This window comes from Streptosporangium sp. CA-115845 (genome assembly GCF_050943795.1).
Classification (GTDB): Bacteria; Actinomycetota; Actinomycetes; order Streptosporangiales; family Streptosporangiaceae; genus Streptosporangium.
In genome coordinates this window covers 8,887,378-8,907,934 of record NZ_CP191988.1, presented here as the reverse complement: position 1 = coordinate 8,907,934, position 20,557 = coordinate 8,887,378, and the positions used below count along the sequence as shown (strand labels likewise).

The window sequence follows — 20,557 nt, the reverse complement described above, 5'->3', positions numbered from 1 at the left end:
GAAAATTTCGGATAAATTGCCAGGCTCTAGGCTGGCGCGGCCGGGGGTGCGCACGTATCCTTGTGAAAGGTTTCACAAGCACCGAGACCTAAGGAAGGCGTCGAAGTGGACCGCAACTCCAAGCACATCGTGGTGGTCGGTGGAGGCTATGTCGGCCTTTACACCGTGCTGCGCCTGCAGCACACGCTCCGCAAGGAACTGCGCGAAGGAAGCGTGCGAATCACTGTCCTCACCCCCGAGTCCCACATGACCTACCAGCCCTTCCTGCCCGAGGCGGCCGCCGGAAACCTCTCGCCCCGGCACGTGGTCGTCCCGCTCAGGCGCGTGCTCTCGAAGGCGACGATCCTCAACGGCAAGGTGACCAAGGTCAACCACGCCGCCAAGAGCCTCACCTTCGCGCCCAACGTCGGCACGGCGCACGAGATCGACTACGACATCGTGGTCATGGCCGCGGGCTCGGTCTCCCGTACGCTCCCCATTCCGGGCCTGGCCGACGCCGCGATCGGTTTCAAGACCGTCGGTGAGGCGATCGCGCTGCGAAACCGGGTGCTTGAGCTCCTCGACCGGGCCGAGAGCGACGGCGACGAGGCCCTGCGCAGGCGGGCGCTGACGTTCGTCGTGGTCGGCGGCGGCTTCGCGGGTGTCGAGGCGCTCGCGGAGCTGGAGGACATGGCGGTCGACGCCACCCGCTACTACCGCAACATCTCCCGCGAGGACATGCGCTGGGTCCTCGTGGAGGCCACCGACCGCATCCTGCCCGAGGTCGGCCCCGAGATGGGCAAGTGGACCGCCGAGCAGCTGCGCGAGCGCGGCATCGAGGTCAAGATGAACACCCGCCTCGACTCCTGCGAGGGCGGCCTGGTCAAGCTCTCCGACGGCGACGAGTTCGAGTCCGCCACCATCGTGTGGACCGCCGGGGTGAAGCCCAGCCCGGTCGTCAACGCCGGAGACCTGCCCCTCGACGAGCGTGGCCGGATCAAGACGAGCCCCCGGCTGACCGTGGTCGGCGTCGAGGACGCCTACGCGGCCGGAGACGTGGCGGGCGTGCCCGACGTGACCAACCCGGGCCAGTACTGCGCGCCCAACGCCCAGCACGCCGTACGGCAGGCCAAGGTCCTCGCCGACAACATCACCCGCAGGCTCCACGGGAAGGAGCAGATCGACTACCGGCACAGGTATGTCGGCTCCGTCGCGGGGCTGGGTCTGCACAAGGGGGTCGCCAACGTCTACGGGATCAAGCTCCGCGGGCTTGCCGCGTGGTTCATGCACCGCACCTACCATCTGTCGCGGGTGCCCACGATCAACCGCAAGGTCCGCGTGACGGCCGACTGGACCCTGGCGCTCTTCTTCAAGCGCGAGACCGTCTCTCTCGGAGAGATCGAAGAGCCGCGTACGGAGTTCCGCGCCGCGGCGACGACCTGAACTTCTCCGGGGGTGGACACTCGCGTCCACCCCTGGATTCGTCGTTGTCGGCGGTGTGCTATTCCTTGACCGGGTTCCCGAATCCAGGACGGGTCCGTAGATTTGGAGCAGTGAGTCATGCGACGGTTGGCTTGAGCAGTTACGCATGAGTGGTCCGTTACGTATGATTAGGCGCCCCCGTAGCCCAATGGCAGAGGCAAACCCCTTAAAAGGGTTCGAGTGAGGGTTCGAGTCCCTCCGGGGGTACCGCATTGCCCATTCGACAATCGGCCTGTGACCAGTGCAAATGTGGTCACGGGCCGATTTTTCTTAACTACTTGGGATTCGATGGAACCCTGGTATAAAATAGTAACCATGGGGAACGAGGCGAACCTGGAGCCGATGCTTCGGGCCAATGGGATCGCCCGGCAAGTGATCGATCACCTCGGGGACAAGTGGTCCCTGCTGGTGATCGCGGCCCTGGGGCACGAGGCTCAGCGGTTCTCCCGGCTCAAGGCGCGGATCGAGGGGATCAACCAGCGCATGCTGACCCGAACGTTGCGGGCGCTGGAGCGCGACGGCATCGTCGAGCGCAACGTCTATCCGACCTCGCCGCCCAAGGTGGAATACGTGCTCACCCGGATCGGCCGCGACCTCTCGGTCACCGTGACCGGTCTCTGCGAGTGGGCGCGCCGCAACCTCGACGAGGTCGAGGCGTCACAGCGCCTTTTCGACGAGAGATCGGCGAAGGAGATGTGAGGTCCGGGAACCAGACGCGCCGACCGTTCGTTGGCAACATCGGCGGTAGCCGTACGGTCACTTGAACAACATGGATATCAGCACGATACGGCCGTGTGACAACCGATCTAATACGCTGATCGCGTAGGTCGCAGCGTGGAGGCAGCGATGGAGAGCAAGAACCCCGTATTCAGTCGGCAGGCCAAGGGGCATCAGCAGGGATGGGGCATGCCGACCCCCACCCCTGACCAGCTTCAGGGAATGTACAACACGCCGTCGTACGCGCCGCCCGCACAGCGGACGATGACGATCGACGACGTGGTCGTGCGTGGCTTCATCACGCTCGGCACGCTCGTTGTCTCGGCGGCGGTCGCCTGGGCGCTCAACCTTGGCATGGGCGCGGCGATCGTCGGCGTCATCGTCGGCCTGGTGCTGGCCCTGATCATCTCGTTCAAGCAGAGCACCAACCCCGCGCTGATCCTCGGCTACTCGGTGGCGTACGGCGTCGCCATCGGCGTGATCAGCCACGTTTACAACAATCTGTACAGCGGCATCGTCTTCCAGGCGGTGCTCGGTACGGCTCTGGCGTTCGGTGCCATGCTGACGGTCTACGCGTTGCGCATCATCCGGGTGACGCCGAAGTTCACCAAGTTCGTGGTGGCCGCGGGTCTGGGCCTGATGGGTCTCATGCTCGTCAACCTGCTCGCCGGCTTCTTCATCGAGGACGGCATCGGCATCCGCTCCGGTGGTCCGCTGGCCTACGTGTTCAGCATCGCCGCGATCCTCATCGGCTGCTTCTTCCTGCTGCTGGACTTCGACGAGGTCGAGCGCGGGGTGCGGGCCGGCGCCCCGGAGAAGTACTCGTGGCTGATGGCCTTCGGCCTGACCGTCACCCTGGTCTGGATCTACCTGGAGATCCTGCGCCTGCTGAGCTACTTCTCGAGTAGCGACTGACCGTAACGTCAGGAGGCCCCGCCGGATTCGATCCTGCGGGGTCTTCTTTTTTCTGAGCCGATGTGTGAGTGAACGGAAGGCAACGGGGGATAGACGAACCGCGACGAGAGAGAGCATCTCGGGGCTTGCCATCTGCGCTTTCGTGATGCACTGTCGAGCAAAGGAGCCTATCCGTGGAGGTGCCCATGTCGTTGAACCACTCAATGGAGACGCAGAGCAAGCTGATCGCAAGGGTCCCGGATATCACGGGACGTGCACTCCCCGAGTGGTTCCGAGCCATCGACAACGGCCCGTCGTTCCTTCGCTGTGATGAGCGCGCCACCTGGCTCGCGAGCGAGCACGGGCTGTCCCACGGCTACGCCGCCGCCATAGTGCACGAGCACGAGCGGCACCGCCGTACCCGCCACCTGTAAGTCGACTATCTCCGCCAAGCCCGCGCCACCTTGGTGGTGCGGGCTCTGTCGTGTGCGCCATGATGAGCTCATGGATCATGAAAAGGCGCGCGGATTCATCCGCGCCAACCATCGCGCGATCATGCTGACCTCGCACCTGGACGGACGCCCGCAGCTCTCCCCGGTCACCGTGGGGCTCGACGCGGAGGGGAACCCGATCGTCAGCACCCGGGAGACCGCGGCCAAGGTCCGCAACCTGCGTAGGGACCCGCGACTCTCACTCTGCGTGACCACCGACGCCTTCTTCGGCGAATGGATCCAGATCGACGGCACCGCGGAGATCATCTCGCTGCCCGAGGCGATGGAGACCCTGGTCTCCTACTACCGCGACATCTCCGGTGAGCACCCCGACTGGGACGACTACCGGGCCGCCATGGAGCGGGACCGACGAGTGATCGTGAAGATCACGATCACTCGTGCCGGCCCCGACGTCCACGGCTGACCGGGGCGTCGGGGGTCGGTCCCGGCCCCGGCCTCAGCTGAGGCGTTCCAGCACCATGGCCATGCCCTGGCCGCCGCCGACGCACATGGTCTCCAGCCCGATCGACCTGTCGTGGAAGGCGAGGCTGTTGATCAGGGTGGAGGTGATGCGGGCCCCGGTCATCCCGAAGGGATGGCCCACCGCGATGGCGCCGCCGTTGACGTTGAGCCTGTCGATGTCGATGCCGAGATCCTGGTAGGACGGGATGACCTGGGCGGCGAACGCCTCGTTGATCTCGACGAGGTCCACGTCGCCGATGGACATGCCCGCCCTGGCCAGGGCCTGCTTCGAGGCCTCGACAGGGCCCAGGCCCATGATCTCGGGGGACAGTCCGGTCACGCCGGTGGAGACGATCCGGGCGAGCGGGGTGATACCGAGCTCGGCTGCCCTGGTGTCGCTCATCACGATCACCGCGGCGGCGCCGTCGTTCAGCGCGCAGCAGTTGCCTGCGGTGACCGTGCCGTCGGGCCGGAAGACCGGTTTGAGGGCCGAGACGGCCTCGTAGGTGGTGCCGGCGCGGGGGCCGTCGTCCTTGCTCACCACGGTTCCGTCGGGCAGGGTCACCGGGGTGATGTCCTTCTCCCAGAAGCCGTTGGCGATGGCCTTCTCCGCCAGATTCTGGGACCGGACGCCGAACTCGTCCTGCTCCTGCCGGGAGACGCCCTTCAGCCCGGCGAGGTTCTCCGCGGTCTGGCCCATCGCCACGTAGACGTCGGGCAGCAGGCCGTCCTCGCGCGGGTCGTGCCAGACCTCGCCGCCGCCCTCGGCGGCCCTGGCCGAACGGGCGCGGGCATCGTCGAACAGCGCGTTCTGCGTGTCGGGCAGCGAGTCCGAGTTGCCCTTGGCGAAGCGGGAGACGCACTCCACGCCCGCCGAGACGAACACGTCGCCCTCGCCCGCCTTGATCGCGTGCAGCGCCATCCGGGTGGTCTGCAGGGAGGACGAGCAGTAGCGCGTCACGGTGGTGCCAGGCACGCCGTCCAGGCCGAGCAGGGTGGCGACCACGCGGCCGATGTTGAAGCCCTGCTCGCCGCCCGGCAGGCCGCAGCCCAGCATGAGGTCGTCGATCGTGGTCGGGTCGAGTTGGGGGACCTTGGCAAGCGCGGCCTGGATGATCTGTGCTGTCAGGTCATCGGGGCGGATCTCCTTGAGGGACCCCTTGAAGGCGCGTCCGATGGGCGAGCGCGCGGTCGCGACGATGACTGCCTCGGGCATGTGGCTCTCCTGGGTTCGTATCTGCTCCTCCAGCGGAGCGTACCGTGCGGTATGCCCAAAGCCACGCCCAGGGCGGCATTGAAACAGAACTTTGTACTAGATGCACAGTGCCCCGTCCGGGGACGGGGCACTGTCGCGAGTCGACCGCCCCTCGCGGGCCGCGGATGTCGCGCCCGGTGCCGGTCTCACACATCGGCCACGGATGTCAGCCGTACATGCCGGGCGAGGTGCCGTCGCCGTCCTTGATCCCGTGGAGGCCGCCCTTCTCGTCGCGCCACATCCGCCAGCCGTTCTGGCTGCCGGTGAACCAGGCGGGCGGGACGCCCGGACCGGACACCCGCTTGCCGTCGGCCAGCCTGAACTCGCACAGCGAGGCCACCGAGTAGAACCCGGAGTTCTGGCCCTTGAGCGCGAGCGGTTTGGGATCGGTCGCGCAGAAGGACCAGCCGTGCTCGTCCTTGACATCGGCGTTGCGGCCGGTGGAGAGGTCGAACGTGTTGCCCGGCTTGTCGTGTCGCAGGAAACCGACCTTCTCCATCCGGGGCGGGAAGGCCAGCCACCAGCCGGACTCGGGAACCTGCTCGGCGGAGATCTGGCCGAGCACCCGGCCGCTGTCGGCCTCCAACCGGGCGAACCCGCCGTACTGGCCCTGCTGGTCGACCGGGCGGACCACCGGTGCGAAGCCGGGACTGCCGCTGGGATAGACACGGACCACCGACGGGCGCATCCAGTTGACGGTGCCGTCGGCGAGCTTGACGGAGAACAGGCCGAAGGCTGAGACCTTGCTCGTCTTCGGGTTGGTGTAGGGGGCGACGTACCCGACGAGGTTTCCCGTCGTCGCGCCGAAGGACCAGCCGCCCGACAGGTCGACCCCGGAGCCCAGGGCCTGCTCGACGGGGACCCGCCAGATGACCTTGCCGGTCTTCAGGTCGTGCGACTCCAGGACGGGATGGCGGGCGAGGCGGAGGAAGACCACCCGGGAGGTGTCGGACCACTCGACCTCGGCGATGCCGGGGAGCTTCCATACGATCCTGCCGGTGGCCGGATCGAGCACGACGACGCGGGCGCTCGCGAGCGCGGTGTGCTCGGACACGCACACGAAAGCTCCGCACCGCTGGGGGCCGAAGGTGGAGTGCACCGGGCGGCTCCATCTGCGCGCCCCGGTTCTGGCGTCGAGGCCGACGAGCGTGGCCTTCCAGCGCCCCCGCCTGGCGGGGTCGACCGTCACCGCGACGGTCTGCCCGGTGGCGGTCTCGACGATCGCGGGAGCGGGCACCCCCATCCCCGGCAGGCGGCCCGCCATGGTCGAGGGGTGGGCCCACAGTTTCCTGCCGGTGGCGAGGTCGACGGCCACCGCCTCAAGCGTGCCGTCCGGCTTCATGGAGGTAGTCATGGCTACGCCATCGGCGACGGTGGTACGGCTGACCACGTTCACCTCGGTGTTGTGCCAGGTGGGATGGTCAGGGGTGGCCGCTTCACTGCCGGAGCAGCCGCCCAGGGTCAGAGCTCCGGCGAGCACCAGGGCCGGTTTCGCGAGGGGCCGGATCACGGGTATTCCACTCCAATGCGGGCGAGGCGTTACGGCTTCGCGGCGGAGGGTGACCGTGTTCAGGCGCTGTCGGGTCGCTTTCCGGGCCTCCGGCCGAGCAAGGTCACCCATCGTCCCTGGGGTCCGGTCGCTCGACCGGCGACACGGGTCGCGGAGACCTCGGCGCCGGGCTCCTCCGCGGCCTTGGCCGCCGCGAGGTAGATCGATTCAGTGCGCTGGACGCGAGGTTCGGGCCAAAGCTCCAACGCACTGCATACGGAAGGTAGCACTGCGTAAGCTATCTGGAGATAGCCTTGGCTAGATGGGTGATAACGATCAAGGCCGAACATCTCCGACGGGTTCATGTCGAACTCCGGCCCCAGCAGGTCCGCGAAGGCCACGGTCCGCCCGCCCGCCTCGACCACGGCGACGGTCTGCGCGGCGGCCAGCTGGCGGCTCCACCGCCTGGTCACCCAGCGCAGCGGCTGCGCGATCGGCCTGACCGTGCCGAGGTCGGGACAGGTGCCCACGACCACCTCCGCCCCCGCCTCCCGCAGCCGCCGGACCGCTTTCTGCAGGTGCCGTACGGCCTGGGCCGGTACGGTCTGCGAGGTGACGTCGTTGGCGCCGATGAAAATGACCGCGATCTCGGGCCGGGCCTTGAGCGCCTCGTCGACCTGGTCGCCCAGCTCCGCGGAGGTCGCCCCCGACCTTCCCGCCACGGTCAGCCGCACCGGCCGCTCGGCGATCACGGCCAGCCCGTTGGCGATCAGCACGGCGGGTGTCTCCGCGGGGTTCGTGGTACCCAGGCCGACGGAGGTGGAGTCACCGAGCATGGCCATCCGGATCGGCTCGCCGCCGAAGGCCCCGTACACGCCGTCAGAAGGCGGTCCGTCCATGCCGTGCGGGCGGCCGACCGCGCGGCGGGCCACCATCGCCTCGGCCAGCAGCAGCCCGTAGGTCACCGCGCCGAGCACGGTGACGCCTCCCCCTCCCAGTGCGGCCGCCGCGGCGATGCGACGGGCGGCTCGCGCCGTCCCGGGTGTCCAGATCACGTGACGTTGCTCCCTCCGTACGGGGCGGTAGCGTTGCCTTGGAACATGGCCGAGGTCCCGCCACCCCCATGGGATCACGGCGATCAACACAACAAGCTGACAGAGCTTTGGTATTTCGAGGTGATATTCCGGTGCGCGTACATGACTCGCTCGTCGAACTGATGGGCAACACCCCTCTCGTCCGGCTGCAGAAGGTGACGGAGGGTATTTCCGCCCAGGTGCTGGCGAAGGTGGAGTATTTCAACCCAGGCGGTTCGGTGAAGGACCGCATCGCGGTGCGGATGATCGACGCCGCCGAGAAGTCGGGCGAGTTGCGGCCGGGGGGCACGATCGTGGAGCCCACCTCGGGCAACACCGGAATCGGCCTGGCCATCGTGGCGCAGCAGCGGGGGTACAAGTGCCTGTTCGTGGTGCCGGACAAGGTGGCCCAGGACAAGATCGCGGTGCTGCGCGCCTACGGTGCCGAGGTCGTGGTCTGCCCGACGGCGGTCTCTCCCGATCACCCCGACTCCTACTACTCCGTCTCCGACCGACTGGCCAAGGAGACGCCGAACGCCTGGAAGCCGGACCAGTACTCCAACCCGAACAACCCGGAGAGCCACTATCGCTCCACGGGCCCGGAGATCTGGGAGCAGACCGAGGGCCGGATCACCCACTTCGTGGCGGGCGTCGGCACCGGTGGCACGATCAGCGGCACCGGCCGCTATCTCAAGGAGGTCTCCGGCGGCCGGGTTAAGATCATCGGCGCAGACCCGGAGGGCTCGGTCTACTCCGGCGGCACCGGGCGGCCGTACCTGGTGGAGGGCGTCGGCGAGGACATCTGGCCGGCCACCTACGACACCACGATCTGCGACGAGATCATCGCGGTCTCCGACAAGGACTCCTTCGGCATGACCCGCCGCCTGGCTCGCGAGGAGGCGCTGCTGGTGGGCGGCTCCTGCGGCATGGCGACGGTGGCGGCGCTGCGGGTGGCCTCGCAGGCCGGTCCTGACGACGTGGTCGTGGTGCTGCTGCCCGACGGTGGCCGCGGCTACCTTTCGAAGATCTTCAATGACGAGTGGATGGCCGACTACGGCTTCCTGACCACCTACAGCGACGAGGGCCTGGTCAAGGACGTGCTGACCCGGAAGAACTCCGGTATGCCGGAGTTCGTGCACACCCACCCGTACGAGTCGGTCGACACGGCCATCTCGATCATGCGCGAGTACGGCGTGTCGCAGCTTCCGGTGATGAAGGAGGAGCCGCCGGTCATGGCCGCCGAGGTGGTCGGCTCGATCCTGGAGCGAGACCTGCTGGACGCCCTGTACCGCGGCCGGGTGCGGCCGACCGACCCGCTGGCGGCCCACATGTCGCAGCCGCTGCCGACGATCGGCGCGGGGGAGCCGATCTCCATCGCCGTCGAGGCGCTGGAGAAGGCCGACGCCGCGGTCGTCCTCGACAACGGCAAGCCCGTCGGGCTGCTCACCCGTCAGGACCTGCTTGCCTTCCTCGCCAACCACTGAGCTCGCCAACCACTGAGCTCGCCAACCACTGAGCTCGCCAACCACTGAGCTCGCCGATCACTGAGACCGCCGATCACCGAGACCGCCCGAACGTCGGCAGGGAGACCCCGGTCGGGGTTCGGGCCGTCCCCGCGGGTCAGAGGGGGAACTCGGCCGTCACCTCCCAGGCGCCGGAATGGGTGGGCCCGGCCATGAGCCTGCCGCCGAGCGCCTCGACGCGCTCGGCCATGCCCACCAGGCCGAAGCCGCCGCCGAGGTGGGAGATCCTGACATCGGACGCCGAGCCGTAGTTGCGCACCCGCAGCCGCACGGCGTCCCCGGCAGGGTTTTCCGGGTTCCCCGGCTCCCAGCCGTTCCCCGCGCGCCTGCTCTTGGCCCAGACACGCGGGTCGGAGCCGTCGGTCAGCCTCAGGTCCACCTCGACCCAGCCGGTGCCAGGAGCGTGCCGGCGGACGTTGGTCAGCGACTCCTGGAGGACCCGGTGGAGGGTGGTCATCACCTCCGGGGCCACGGTGCCGTCGGTGATGCCCTGACCGATGTCGAAGGCGACCTGGGGGCCGGCGGTGGAGAAACGCTCGACCATCGTGCGCATGTCCATGAGCGTGCTGCCCGGTGAGCGGGTGGCCTCGTCCTGCGCGCGGAGCACGCTGACCAGGCGGCGCATCGAGGTCAGCGCGTCGGCCCCGGCGCCGGCGATCGCCTCCAGGGAGGGGATCACGGCCTCCGGCTTCCGCTCGGCGACGACCTTGGCGGCCTGCGCCTGCACCACGATCCCGGTGATGTGGTGGGCGACCAGGTCGTGCAGCTCCCTGGCCAGCTCCAGGCGCTCGGCCCGCCGTACCGATTCCACGGCCTCCCTGCGGCGCTCCTGCTGGAAGCGGAGGTAGGCGCCGATACCGGCGGCGAACGACCAGCTCACGAAGAGCAGGAAGCCGGTGACCACACTGGCGGTCGTCTCGTTCAGTCGTACGCAGGAGGCCTCCAGCACGACCATCGCCGCCAGCGAGAACAGCGCGGCCCGCCGCACCGGCTCGATCGCGCGCAGCCCGCCGACGGTGAGGACCAGCAGCGTCCCGATCTCGGCCAGGCCGGGCGTGCCGTTCCCCTCGGCGATGCCGATGACCAGGCTGCACAGGAACGACACCGCCAGCAGGGCGACGAACCCGCCGACCCGCCGGCGGCGGCGCCACAGCACCGCCGCGACGCCCACCACACCGCACACGAGACTCGGCCACGTCGCCCCGTTGCCCGAGCCCGCCACCACCAGAACGTCGATCAGCAGGAGCAGGAGGAGCCAGCCGATCAACACGATCTCGCTGAGCCTTTTGACCCAGTAGACGAGCCGGTTCGTTTCCCCCACGGTCCCAGAGCCTAAACCTGAAGGGGGAGGTGACGTATCGGCCGTTCGGCTGAGCCGTCCCGGTTCGAACCGGCCCTTCAGCGGAGGCGGTGCCAGGGCGGCCGCACCGATGCTTGAGACGTCGAAGGGGGAGAGGGAAATGACCGTCGTCGGAACTCTGCTGCCGGTCGTCGGCCTGCTGGTCGGCGTCGCCCTGACGCTCGCCGACCCGGTCCTGCTCTCGCGGATCACCGGGGAGCGCGCCGAGGGAATCGCGGAGGGTGGTGCGTAGTGGTTGTTCGTGCTCTTCGGTGGGGGAGTGCGGGAGGGCCGTACGGAGCGGTCGTCCGCGCTCTGGGAACGCCGATGTTGCGAGTAGCGTTGACCCCATGAACCAAGGATTCGAGACGCTGGCCATCCACGCAGGTCAGGAACCCGACCCCTACACCGGGGCGGTGGTTCCGCCGATCTACGCGGTATCCACCTACAAGCAGGACGGCGTGGGCGGTCTGCGCGCCGGATATGAGTACAGCCGGTCGGCCAACCCGACCAGGACGGCGCTGGAAGAGGCCATGGCCGCGGTCGAGGGCGGCAGCCGCGGTCTGGCCTTCGCCTCGGGCCTGGCGGCCGAGGACACGGTGCTCCGCACGATCTGCAAGCCGGGCGACCATGTCATCATCCCGAACGACGCCTACGGGGGCACCTATCGCCTGTTCGCCAAGGTTCACGAGCGCTGGGGGTTGCACTACGACCCGGTGCCGCTGGGCGACCTGGCGGCGGTGGCGGCCGCGGTGACCCAGAAGACCAGGATCATCTGGGTGGAGACGCCCACCAACCCGCTGCTCGGCATCGCGGACATCGCGGCCCTGGCCCAGCTCGCGCGCGACTGCGGTGCGTTGCTGGTGGTGGACAACACCTTCGCCTCCCCGTACCTGCAGCAGCCGCTGGCGCTGGGCGCGGACGTCGTCGTGCACTCCACCACCAAGTACGTGGGCGGCCACTCCGACGTGGTCGGCGGCGCGCTCGTCGCACGCGACGCCGGGCTGGGCGAGCAGCTCGCGTACCACCAGAACGCGATGGGCGCGGTGGCCGGGCCGTTCGACGCCTGGCTGACGCTGCGCGGTCTCAAGACGCTCGGGGTGCGGATGGACCGGCACTGCGAGAACGCCGAGCGGGTGGTGGACCTGCTACTCGCCCATCCGCGGGTCACCTCGGTGCTCTATCCGGGCCTGGCCGATCACCCCGGTCACGAGGTGGCGGCCAAGCAGATGAGGCGCTTCGGTGGCATGGTCTCCTTCCGGATGGCCGGGGGGGAGGCCGAGGCGGTCGAGGTGTGCGACCGGACCAGGCTGTTCACCCTGGGCGAGTCGCTCGGCGGGGTGGAGTCGCTGATCGAGCACCCCGGCCGGATGACCCACGCCTCCGTGGCGGGCTCGCCGCTGGAGGTCCCCGGTGACCTGGTCCGCCTGTCGGTCGGCATCGAGTCGATCGACGATCTCCTCGCCGACCTCACCCAGGCGCTGGGGTAGGAACGCGGGCGTGCTCAGGCCGGGTTGAACCAGACCATCAGCGCCAGGATGACGATCCAGATCAGCACGATCACGCCGGAGAACGCGGCGATCCGGCCGACCTGAACCTTGGCGTCGTCCTCCGGGCTCTCGCTGGAGAGGACCCGGATGGCGGCGCCCTGGTCGCGGGCCACCATGAACAGCAGTCCCAAGGTGACGATGAAGAGCGTCATGGAGGCCGACAGGTACGGCCTGCCGAGGAACTCGCGGCCCAGCAACAGGCCGAACAGGAAGATCCCCAGGGAGGCGAAGCCATAGATGCGGGTGGTCTTGTGCAGGTAGCGCAGGACGTCGACGTTCTTGGCACGGATGAATCTGGGAGTGGACATCATGGCGGCGGTCACCGGGCCCAGAGCGAAGATCGAAAAGCCGATGTGCAGCCAAAGCAGCAGGTCTGTCATGTGCCAGACATTAGTCTTCGTCGATCTCTTCTGGGTACGGCTCGCTTGGCCGTCACCGACCTGCAGTGATCTTTTGAAGGAGGTTCCGGTGCGGCGGGCGGGTGGGTCCCGGCCCCTTGGTCGTCCCGCGGGTGCCGTGAAGACCGGGGTGGCCGGACATCTGGGGGGATGTCACTCGCCGTCGATGGCGTCGTGCCGGTCCCGGCCGTGCGGGACCATGCACAACTCGAAGCAGACGCAGACAATGAGCATCAGTGCCACGAGAATTCCCGCGAGCATCGGACTCATTCCTCCCCCTTGAATTGGTGAACTTTCTTTACTAGGTAGACGGCGGCAGTCCCGAAGGCGTTGTTACGGAAGGGTCACGGTTTGAGGAGTGGCCGATCTTCGAATCCTGCTCTGACCACACCCGGGGATGAGTAGGATCGAAAGAGTCCGTTCCCGTGTGATGAGACCGGCGGCGAAGTCGTGGTCGTGCCGGGCGGGCCTTCCAGCGAACAGAGATTAAGACGGCACGAAGGAGTGCCAGCCGTGGCTGTCAAACACGTTGAGCCGTACACCGAGGAGTGGCGGGACCAGCCGGCCCACTATGCCGGCCTCGTGGTCGAAGCCCTGGGTGACCAGGTCGAGAGCTGGTGGCAGGGGCCCTGTGACCCGCGCACCGTCACCGTCCGCCTGGCCGGAGGCGACGCGCTGGTCTGGGACGAGGAGAGCGGCTGGCGCCGTGGCCGCTACGCGAGCGGTGATCCGGGCACCCCCACGGTCCTCGCCGACGATCGCTATCTCGGCGGCGGCCTCCTGCTCTCTCCCCGGCGGATCCCCTCCGCGATCGCCGACGCCCGCGCGGGCGTCGGCAACAGCACGGCGTGGCGTCCCTGCTACCGCTCCTACCGCCACTACCACGACGGCTTCGACCTGGCGCTCGACGGCTACGCCGACTTCTGAGCCCTCAGGTAGGCTGGGGACCCGTCAGCGCGTGCGGCGGGCCCGCAGGAAGTCGCTGACGACGTACTCTCCCAGGCGGTCGGCGCCGGGAGAGAAGACCCGGCCGCCGTTGCGTCGCCCGACCTCGTTCACGAAATCCTTCAGACGCTCGTCATCGGCGAGCATGAAGACGTTGAGCGTCGCTCTGCGCCGGGTCATCTTGTCGACCTCGGCGAGCGTCAGCTCCAGCGTCTCCTGGGTGGGCGGCCACTCGAAGGCCGCCGAGCCGTTGCGCCGCAGGTGGGCGGTGGGCTCACCATCGGTGACCACCAGCACGACCGGCTCGAAGTCGGGGTGGCGGTCCAGGTGGCGCCCGGCGATCAGCAGGGCGTGGTGCAGGTTCGTCCCCTGAACCATGTCCCACTCCAGGCCCGCCAGCTCGTCGGGCTGCAGCACGCGGGCGTAGTTGGAGAAGCCGATGATCTGCACCGAGTCCTGCGGGAACTTCGAGGCCACCAGCGCCTGCAGCGCCATCGCCGTCTGCTTGGCGGCTGCCCAGGTGCCGCGGAGCGCCATCGAATAGGACAGGTCGACCAGCAGGCAGACCGCCGCCGCCGTACGCCGCTCGGTCTCGGCCACCTCGAAGTCGTCGACGGACAGGGTCACCGCGCCGGTGCTCCCTCCGCGCCGGACGCCGTTGATCACCGTGCGGACCACGTCGATCGGCTGCTCGTCGCCGAACCGCCAGGGCCGTGAGGAGCCGGTGAGCTCACCGGCCGAGCCGGCGTCCACCTGGTCGTGATCGCCGCGGCGTCCGCTCTCCAGGGAGGCGAAGACGCGGCGCAGCGCGGTCTCACCCAGGCGCCTGACGGCCTTCGGGGTGAGCTCCAGCTTGCCGCGCCGGCGCAGCAGGTAACCCTGCTGCTCCAGCTCGCGCTCGACCTGCCTGAGCGCCTGCAGGTCGTCGACGGCTGAGCGGCCGAGGGCACGCCGGATCGCGGCCTCGTCGATGTCGTCCATCCGGGCGCCGGGGTAGTCCTGGCGGAGCGCGGCCTCCAGCTGGGTCAGGTCGGCGAGCTCGTCCAGCGCGCTCACCGCGTCGGACATCCCCATCGGCTCGTCGCCGCTCAGCCGCTCCGGGGTGTTCCAGGCGAGGTCGGGGCGGCGGGCATACAGGGACTCGCCCAGGCGGCGCATCTGCTCGTCCAGCCCGGCCTGGGCGAGCGTCTGCTCGATCAGCCGGCCCAGTTCCTCGCGCTGGGCCGGGGTCAGGGAGGCCAGCAGGCGCTGGGTGGCCGCGGCCCGCCGGGCGAGGGTGTCGACCAGCTCCTCCAGGTTCCGCGGCGACTCCGGAAACATGTCCCCATATTTCGACATGAACTGCTCGAAATCAGCCTGAGTGTGCTCGCCACGGGCATCCCGGTCGAGCATGTCGTTCAGGTCGGACATCATCTCCCTGACCCGCTCCATGGCGGCGGGGTCGGGATCGGCCAGGGCCTGCCGCATGCCGCGGAACTGGCTGTCGAGCACCTCCCCGCGCAGCAGGTCGCGCAGTTCCTCGAAGGTCTGCCTGGCGGCGGCCGAGCGCCACCGGTAGTCCCCCAGTTCCCGGATGGCACTCGCCGTGTCGTCGGGAAGGGCGGCCAGCTCCGCCTCACGCAGCCTGGCCTCGTCCGAGGGGTCGGGGAACAGCTCGGCCCGCTCCTGGCCGATCGCCTTGTCCAGCAGTGCCCTGGCCCGCTCCAGCGTGCCGTCCAGGCGCCCGCGCTCGCGTAGCTCCCGGCGCCGGCGCCGCACCTCGCGGAGCAGATCGTCAAGCCCGCGCCGATTCTGCGCGCCCGGCAGGCCCTCCTTGAGCAGGTCCCGCAGGGCGTGGGCGGGGTTGGAACCGGACAGGATCGCGTCGCCCATCCGGTCCAGCGCCGAACGGACGTCGTACGGAGGGGCGAGCGGGTCGGGCCCGTCCCGGTATTCGCCATAGCGATAGCTCATGCCAGACACCTCAGGTGCGGTAGGTCGTCGTGCCGTCCACCTCGTCCTTGGAGAGCCGACGCAGGAGGTACAGGCCCTCCAGGGCGAACTCCAGCGCGGCGGCGGCGTGGCCGGGCGACTCGTCGCCGATGCCGAGCTGGGACATGATCTTCGCCAGGCCCTGCACCGGGCCGATCCTGCGCAGCAGCTCGGCCGCCGGGACCGTCACCCCTGACTCGACCTGGACGCCCTCTGCGAACCTGTCCAGCAGCGGGGCCAGGTCCGTGCCGCCGAGCGTGCCGCGGAACGTCTCGGCCACCGCCCTGCGGAGCAGGTGCGAGAGCACCTCGGTCTCCCGGCCCTCCTCGCTCACCTCGAACTCCACCTTGCCGCGGAGCGTGTGCACGATCCCCGGCAGGTCGGCGACCCTGGCCACCGCGTGGTCCTCGCCGGTCAGCGCCGCACGCCGGACGGCTGAGGCGGCCGCGGTCTCGGCCGCGGCGATGGAGAAGCGTGCCGAGACGCCCGAGCGCGCGTCCACGGCGGTGGACTCGCGGACCAGCCGGGTGAAGCGGGCGATCACCTCGATCAGGTGGTCGGGCAGGTCGGCACCCACCTGGTCGAGAGCGGCCTCCTGACGGATCAGCACCAGCTCGGTCTCGATCGAGAGCGGGTAGTGGGTGCGGATCTCGGCGCCGAAACGGTCCTTCAGCGGAGTGATGATCCGGCCGCGATTGGTGTAGTCCTCGGGGTTGGCGCTGGCGATCAGCAGGATGTCCAGGGGCAGGCGCAGGTTGTAGCCCCTGACCTGGATGTCGCGCTCCTCCAGCACGTTGAGCAGCGAGACCTGGATGCGCTCGGCCAGGTCGGGCAGCTCGTTGACGGAGAACACGCCCCGGTTGCTCCTGGGGACCAGACCGTAGTGGACGGTCTCCGGGTCGCCGAGCGTGCGCCCCTCGGCGATCTTGATTGGATCGATGTCGCCGATCAGGTCGCCGACGGAGGTGTCCGGGGTGGCGAGTTTCTCGCCGTACCGCTCGTCCCGTTGTCTCCAGGAGATCGGCAGTTCCTCACCCGCCTCGTCGGCCAGGCGGCGGCAGCGGACGCACGAGGGCTGGTAGGGATGGTCGTTGATCTCGCAGCCCTCGACGACGGGGGTCCACTCGTCGAGGAGCCCGGTCACGGTGCGGATCAACCGGGTCTTGCCCTGGCCACGCTCACCGAGCAGGACCAGGTCATGGCCGGCGAGCAGCGCCCGCTCCAGGTATGGCAGGACGGTGTCGTCGAAGCCCACGATGCCGGGGAACCGCGACTCTCCTGCCCGCAGGCGGGCCAGGAGGTTCTCACGGATCTCGGCCTTTACCGTACGGTGAATATGGCCGCTCGCGCGCAGCTCGCGCAGAGTACGTGGCTCTGGGATTTGAGGCACGGGATCGAGCCTACGTCCACAACACCCGATCCGGCACTCTCATCCCTCTTTCGGATCTTGACTATTGTGTGGGGCTTGACGCGAGTGCTTGTGTCGGCAGTGGGGAGAATCGCTCCAAGACAAGACACCGGATGACTTCAGGATCAAGCATCAGGACGGCCTCGGAGGGGGACGTCAGAGGGTTCCGGCATTCACGAACTTCACGGCGAGCTTCGGGCGAGACCACGGTCACTCCCGGGCGAGCCGTCAGACAAGAGGGAGAGGCGAGACGAGTGGCGCTGATGACGAGCCGTTTCGCCGATGGCCTCGCGGTGGGGTCCGATCTGGTCGCCGCAGCCGAGACCGCGGTGCGCCAGGCTCTGTCCGGTCTGTCCGGACCCGCTGACCTGCTCTGCTTTTTCATCTGCGGGGACGATCCCGACGACGTCTCCCGCGCCGGACTGCGTGCGATGAGCATGGCACCGGGCGCCGCCGTCCTTGGCTGCAGCGCCACCGGGGTCATCGGTGACGGGCAGGGGGTGGAGGTCACCCCGGCGGTCAGCGCCTGGGCCGCCACCCTCGGCGGGGCCAGGCTGACGACCTTCGCGCTCGACACGCTGCGGACCGACGACCGCTTCGTCGTGGTCGGCCTGCCCGACCGCGGCCCCGACGATCACGCAGCCATCCTGCTCGCCGACCCCTATACCTTCCCCACCGACGGTTTCGTCGAGCGATCGGAGGAGGTCATGGGAGACCTTCCGCTGATCGGCGGTCTGGCCAACGCGATCCAGGGCCGCGGCGCGGTGCGGCTGTTCGCCGACGGAAGGATCTACACCGAGGGGGCCGTCGGGGTGCTGCTCAGCGGTGACCTCAACGTCAGCACCGTGGTCAGCCAGGGCTGCCGCCCGATCGGCCCGACGATGGCCGTCACCTCCGTCGAGGACAACCTGCTGCTCGAACTCGCGGGGCAGCCCGCCCTGGCGCGGCTGGAGGAGATCGTCAGCGCCCTGGACGAGGACGACCGCGACCTGGTCGCCTCGGGGCTGCAGATCGGCATCGCCATGGACGAGTACGCGGAGCGGCACGAGCGCGGCGACTTCCTGATCAGGGGTGTGCTCGGCATCGACCCCGAACGTGAGGCGGTGGCCATCGGCGACGTCGTCGAGATCGGGCGTACCGTCCGGTTCCAGGTCCGCGACGCCGCCACCGCCGACGAGGACCTGTACGAGCTGCTCGACGCCCATCGAGAGGCGTTCGGCCGGGTGGACGGTGCCCTGCTGTTCTCCTGCAACGGCCGGGGCTCGGCCATGTTCGGCAGCGCCGACCACGACGCCGTCGCCGTCCGCGACACCCTGGGCCCCATCGGGGTGGCCGGGTTCTTCGCCGCGGGAGAGGTGGGCCCGGTAGGCGGCCACAACCACGTCCACGGCTTCACCGCCTCGGTCCTGGTCTTCTCCGCCCGTCCGCCCGCCGACCACCCGTAAGATCAGCGGATCTTGAGCTGCTCGTCGCCGAAGCCGGATGGGCCGAGAAGCGATCGGTCCCGCCATTCGGACTGGACGGTCATCGCGAGGCGAGGGCTCTGTTCGCGGTATGGGCCGCTCGGTGTTCGGCGTCCACGATCTTCTCCAGTGTCTCGGGGTCCATGACGATGGCGGACGAGGGGATCTCGGCACGGCTGCGCGGGGAGATCGGCAGGCCGATGGCGGCGAACCGGTTCGCCAGGCGCTCGAACGCCGCACCGTCGACGCCGGAATCGTTGATCAGCGCCTCAAGGAGGGTGCTGCCCCTCGGCGCGAAGAAGGTGCCCTCGCTGTCGATCGCGACGATCGGCGGCCGCTCCGCACGCTCATCCGGGTGCAGCCAGTATCCGTACACGCCATCGCCGTACGAGGGCGAGTTGAACGTCTCCACGACGGGGAACAGGTGGTTCAGCACCTCCGACCAGGACCCGCCGATATCCCGGTTGGCGTCGTCGTCGAACACCGGATGGGTGCTCCCCGGCCCCAGCACGGTGATCTCCATCTCGTACAGCGGGTCGGCGTCCCGGCCCGCGTCCAGGGGCCGGGCGGCCTGGATGGCGACCATCCGCAGCAGCTCGCCGGGGATCGGGCGGTCGCCGAGCCACCGCGTCGCCCATTCGACGTACTCCTCCTCAGTGAACCGCCCATCCGTCATCTCAGGACACCCTGCCCCCCCGGTGTGAGCCACCGCGTACATCTTGCGCTCCGTGTTGTCCAGGAACCGATTCCGATCCCATCTCTGTGAGTCTGCCCGCACCGTCTTGTGAAGTTCTTGTAAGCGACTGGGGGCGATCGCAGGTGGTGGCCGGAGCCCCGTACGGCGCGCGCTCCCGCCCGGTCCGGTGCGAGAACGCGAGCGCGCGTCGTACGATGGCCCGCATGTCGGAGTCCCGGGTGACCTACGAGGATGTGGTCGCCGCGCGCGAGTCGTTGGCCGACGTCGCCCTGCGCACTCCGCTGCTCCACTCACACGTGCTGTCGGGCGTCGTCGGCGGGCCCGTCCACCTCAAGTGCGAGCACCTGCAGCGCTCGGGTTCCTTCAAGATCCGGGGGGCGTACGTCAGGATCGCCGGGCTGACCGAGAGTGAGCGGCGGCGAGGGGTGGTCGCGGCCAGTGCGGGCAACCACGCGCAGGGCGTGGCACTCGCCTCCGGACTGGTCGGGACCTCCTCGACGGTCTACATGCCGCAGGGAGCGCCGCTGCCCAAGGTGGCCGCCACCCGCTCGTACGGCGCCGAGGTGATCTTCGCGGGAGACACCGTGGACGTCGCGCTGGACCGGGCGAGGGAGCACGCCGAGCGGACCGGAGCGGTGTTCATCCACCCCTTCGACCACCCCGCCGTCATCGCCGGGCAGGGCACGATCGGGCTGGAGATCGTGGAGCAGCTCCCCGAGGTCGGCACGATCGTGATGTCGCTGGGCGGCGGCGGGCTGGCCGCCGGGGTCGCGCTGGCGGTCAAGTCGCTGAGGCCGGGCGTGCGGATCGTCGGGGTCCAGGCCGAGCGGGCCGCCGCCTACCCGGCGTCGCTGGCCGCCGGGCATCCGGTCGAGGTCCGGCCCGCCTCGACGATGGCCGACGGCATCGCCGTGGGCCGCCCGGGTGAGCTGCCCTTCGAGCTGATCCACTATCTGGTCGACAACGTCGTCACCGTCACCGAGAGCCAGATCTCCCAGGCGCTGGTGCTCTGTCTCGAACGGGCCAAGCAGGTCGTCGAGCCGGCGGGTGTGGCCGGGGTGGCCGCGATCATGGCCCACCCGCGGGTCTTCGAGCCGCCCGTGGTGGCGGTGCTCTCCGGGGGCAACATCGACCCGCTGCTGCTGGTCAAGGTTCTCCGGCACGGCCTGGCCGCGGCGGGGCGCTATCTCACCGTGCGGGTGCCGCTCTCCGACAGGCCGGGTGCGCTGGCGACGCTGCTGGCCAGGCTGGCGGAACTCGGCGCCAACGTGCTCGACATCGTGCACGAGCGGCTGGGCATGCACCCCGGCGAGGTCGAGGTGCAGCTCCAGCTGGAGACCAGGGGGCCGGTGCACTCCGAGGAGGTGCTGGGCTCCCTGCGGACGGACGGATACAAGATCAGCTTTACCTGAGTCCCCAGG

19 protein-coding genes and 1 tRNA gene are annotated in these 20,557 nt (G+C 69.1%); 12 read left to right on the top strand and 8 right to left on the bottom strand.

Going from position 1 to position 20,557, the window contains the following annotated elements:
- Nucleotides 1-105 precede the first annotated feature (105 nt).
- The 6 genes from ACQP0P_RS42280 to ACQP0P_RS42255 all read left to right on the top strand — a co-directional run bounded on the left by ACQP0P_RS42280 (nt 106) and on the right by ACQP0P_RS42255 (nt 3,987).
- Nucleotides 106-1,422 (top strand): NAD(P)/FAD-dependent oxidoreductase, encoded by a 1,317-nt coding sequence (locus ACQP0P_RS42280; protein WP_433367175.1) that lies wholly within the window; start codon nt 106-108, stop codon nt 1,420-1,422.
- A gap of 173 nt (nt 1,423-1,595) precedes the next feature.
- Nucleotides 1,596-1,668: transfer RNA gene (locus tag ACQP0P_RS42275), tRNA-Leu, on the top strand.
- 108 nt (nt 1,669-1,776) lie between these two features.
- Entirely contained in the window at nt 1,777-2,160 is a 384-nt protein-coding gene (locus ACQP0P_RS42270; protein ID WP_433367172.1) for a winged helix-turn-helix transcriptional regulator, read from the top strand.
- A 147-nt stretch (nt 2,161-2,307) separates the two neighbouring features.
- On the top strand, nt 2,308-3,093 hold the full coding sequence (locus ACQP0P_RS42265) for a Bax inhibitor-1/YccA family protein (RefSeq protein ID WP_364211771.1): 786 nt from the start codon (nt 2,308-2,310) through the stop codon (nt 3,091-3,093).
- A gap of 173 nt (nt 3,094-3,266) precedes the next feature.
- Nucleotides 3,267-3,506: a DUF4287 domain-containing protein gene (locus tag ACQP0P_RS42260; protein WP_433367168.1), complete on the top strand. Its 240-nt coding sequence runs from the start codon at nt 3,267-3,269 to the stop codon at nt 3,504-3,506.
- Nucleotides 3,507-3,576: 70 nt separating this feature from the next.
- Nucleotides 3,577-3,987, top strand: a complete 411-nt coding sequence (locus tag ACQP0P_RS42255) for a PPOX class F420-dependent oxidoreductase (protein WP_433367165.1) — start codon at nt 3,577-3,579, stop codon at nt 3,985-3,987.
- A 33-nt stretch (nt 3,988-4,020) separates the two neighbouring features.
- Here the strand turns inward: ACQP0P_RS42255 and ACQP0P_RS42250 are convergent, their stop codons facing one another.
- The 3 genes from ACQP0P_RS42250 to ACQP0P_RS42240 form a co-directional block, all read right to left on the bottom strand.
- The gene (locus ACQP0P_RS42250) at nt 4,021-5,241 is read right to left on the bottom strand and encodes an acetyl-CoA C-acetyltransferase (protein ID WP_433367162.1); all 1,221 of its coding nucleotides are present in this window, start codon (nt 5,239-5,241) and stop codon (nt 4,021-4,023) included.
- Nucleotides 5,242-5,446: 205 nt separating this feature from the next.
- The gene (locus ACQP0P_RS42245) at nt 5,447-6,790 is read right to left on the bottom strand and encodes a PQQ-binding-like beta-propeller repeat protein (RefSeq protein ID WP_433367159.1); all 1,344 of its coding nucleotides are present in this window, start codon (nt 6,788-6,790) and stop codon (nt 5,447-5,449) included.
- A 59-nt stretch (nt 6,791-6,849) separates the two neighbouring features.
- Nucleotides 6,850-7,824: an SGNH/GDSL hydrolase family protein gene (locus ACQP0P_RS42240; protein ID WP_433367156.1), complete on the bottom strand. Its 975-nt coding sequence runs from the start codon at nt 7,822-7,824 to the stop codon at nt 6,850-6,852.
- A gap of 131 nt (nt 7,825-7,955) precedes the next feature.
- Here ACQP0P_RS42240 and ACQP0P_RS42235 point away from each other — a divergent pair, with 131 nt between their 5' ends.
- Nucleotides 7,956-9,326, top strand: coding sequence for a cystathionine beta-synthase (locus tag ACQP0P_RS42235; protein ID WP_433367153.1), 1,371 nt, complete (start codon nt 7,956-7,958; stop codon nt 9,324-9,326).
- 136 nt (nt 9,327-9,462) lie between these two features.
- Here the strand turns inward: ACQP0P_RS42235 and ACQP0P_RS42230 are convergent, their stop codons facing one another.
- A complete protein-coding gene (locus ACQP0P_RS42230; RefSeq protein ID WP_433367150.1) occupies nt 9,463-10,686 on the bottom strand; it encodes a sensor histidine kinase in 1,224 nt (407 codons plus the stop codon).
- A gap of 139 nt (nt 10,687-10,825) precedes the next feature.
- Between ACQP0P_RS42230 and ACQP0P_RS42225 the strand changes: the two genes are divergently transcribed.
- On the top strand, nt 10,826-10,957 hold the full coding sequence (locus ACQP0P_RS42225) for a hypothetical protein (RefSeq protein WP_433367147.1): 132 nt from the start codon (nt 10,826-10,828) through the stop codon (nt 10,955-10,957).
- A gap of 97 nt (nt 10,958-11,054) precedes the next feature.
- Nucleotides 11,055-12,194 carry a cystathionine gamma-synthase gene (locus ACQP0P_RS42220; RefSeq protein ID WP_433367144.1) on the top strand — a complete coding sequence of 380 codons (1,140 nt, stop codon included), beginning with the start codon at nt 11,055-11,057 and terminating at the stop codon, nt 12,192-12,194.
- A 14-nt stretch (nt 12,195-12,208) separates the two neighbouring features.
- Here ACQP0P_RS42220 and ACQP0P_RS42215 read toward each other — a convergent pair whose 3' ends face one another.
- A complete protein-coding gene (locus ACQP0P_RS42215; RefSeq protein ID WP_030910971.1) occupies nt 12,209-12,634 on the bottom strand; it encodes a hypothetical protein in 426 nt (141 codons plus the stop codon).
- A gap of 531 nt (nt 12,635-13,165) precedes the next feature.
- Here ACQP0P_RS42215 and ACQP0P_RS42210 point away from each other — a divergent pair.
- Nucleotides 13,166-13,579: a DUF6292 family protein gene (locus ACQP0P_RS42210; protein WP_433367140.1), complete on the top strand. Its 414-nt coding sequence runs from the start codon at nt 13,166-13,168 to the stop codon at nt 13,577-13,579.
- Nucleotides 13,580-13,603: 24 nt separating this feature from the next.
- Here ACQP0P_RS42210 and ACQP0P_RS42205 read toward each other — a convergent pair whose 3' ends face one another.
- Entirely contained in the window at nt 13,604-15,550 is a 1,947-nt protein-coding gene (locus tag ACQP0P_RS42205; RefSeq protein WP_433367137.1) for a vWA domain-containing protein, read from the bottom strand.
- Nucleotides 15,551-15,560: 10 nt separating this feature from the next.
- Nucleotides 15,561-16,958 (bottom strand): sigma 54-interacting transcriptional regulator, encoded by a 1,398-nt coding sequence (locus ACQP0P_RS42200; RefSeq protein ID WP_433367135.1) that lies wholly within the window; start codon nt 16,956-16,958, stop codon nt 15,561-15,563.
- A 281-nt stretch (nt 16,959-17,239) separates the two neighbouring features.
- Here ACQP0P_RS42200 and ACQP0P_RS42195 point away from each other — a divergent pair, with 281 nt between their 5' ends.
- Nucleotides 17,240-18,421, top strand: a complete 1,182-nt coding sequence (locus ACQP0P_RS42195; protein ID WP_433367132.1) for an FIST signal transduction protein — start codon at nt 17,240-17,242, stop codon at nt 18,419-18,421.
- 79 nt (nt 18,422-18,500) lie between these two features.
- Here the strand turns inward: ACQP0P_RS42195 and ACQP0P_RS42190 are convergent, their stop codons facing one another.
- Nucleotides 18,501-19,115, bottom strand: coding sequence for a hypothetical protein (locus ACQP0P_RS42190; RefSeq protein WP_433367129.1), 615 nt, complete (start codon nt 19,113-19,115; stop codon nt 18,501-18,503).
- Between the two features lie 224 nt (nt 19,116-19,339).
- On the opposite strand from ACQP0P_RS42190, the gene ilvA reads away from it, so the two are divergent.
- The gene (gene ilvA, locus ACQP0P_RS42185) at nt 19,340-20,548 is read left to right on the top strand and encodes a threonine ammonia-lyase (RefSeq protein WP_433367126.1); all 1,209 of its coding nucleotides are present in this window, start codon (nt 19,340-19,342) and stop codon (nt 20,546-20,548) included.
- Nucleotides 20,549-20,557 lie beyond the last annotated feature (9 nt).

What these genes read in the sequence shown, in the direction of transcription:
- ACQP0P_RS42270 (WP_433367172.1), top strand. Translation starts at nt 1,777, where the DNA reads ATGGGGAACGAGGCGAACCTGGAGCCGATGCTTCGGGCCAATGGGATC.
- ACQP0P_RS42265 (WP_364211771.1), top strand. Translation starts at nt 2,308, where the DNA reads ATGGAGAGCAAGAACCCCGTATTCAGTCGGCAGGCCAAGGGGCATCAG.
- ACQP0P_RS42255 (WP_433367165.1), top strand. Translation starts at nt 3,577, where the DNA reads ATGGATCATGAAAAGGCGCGCGGATTCATCCGCGCCAACCATCGCGCG.
- ACQP0P_RS42250 (WP_433367162.1), bottom strand. Translation starts at nt 5,241, where the DNA reads ATGCCCGAGGCAGTCATCGTCGCGACCGCGCGCTCGCCCATCGGACGC.
- ACQP0P_RS42225 (WP_433367147.1), top strand. Translation starts at nt 10,826, where the DNA reads ATGACCGTCGTCGGAACTCTGCTGCCGGTCGTCGGCCTGCTGGTCGGC.
- ACQP0P_RS42220 (WP_433367144.1), top strand. Translation starts at nt 11,055, where the DNA reads ATGAACCAAGGATTCGAGACGCTGGCCATCCACGCAGGTCAGGAACCC.
- ACQP0P_RS42215 (WP_030910971.1), bottom strand. Translation starts at nt 12,634, where the DNA reads ATGACAGACCTGCTGCTTTGGCTGCACATCGGCTTTTCGATCTTCGCT.
- ACQP0P_RS42205 (WP_433367137.1), bottom strand. Translation starts at nt 15,550, where the DNA reads ATGAGCTATCGCTATGGCGAATACCGGGACGGGCCCGACCCGCTCGCC.
- ACQP0P_RS42195 (WP_433367132.1), top strand. Translation starts at nt 17,240, where the DNA reads ATGACGAGCCGTTTCGCCGATGGCCTCGCGGTGGGGTCCGATCTGGTC.
- ACQP0P_RS42190 (WP_433367129.1), bottom strand. Translation starts at nt 19,115, where the DNA reads ATGACGGATGGGCGGTTCACTGAGGAGGAGTACGTCGAATGGGCGACG.
- ilvA (WP_433367126.1), top strand. Translation starts at nt 19,340, where the DNA reads ATGTCGGAGTCCCGGGTGACCTACGAGGATGTGGTCGCCGCGCGCGAG.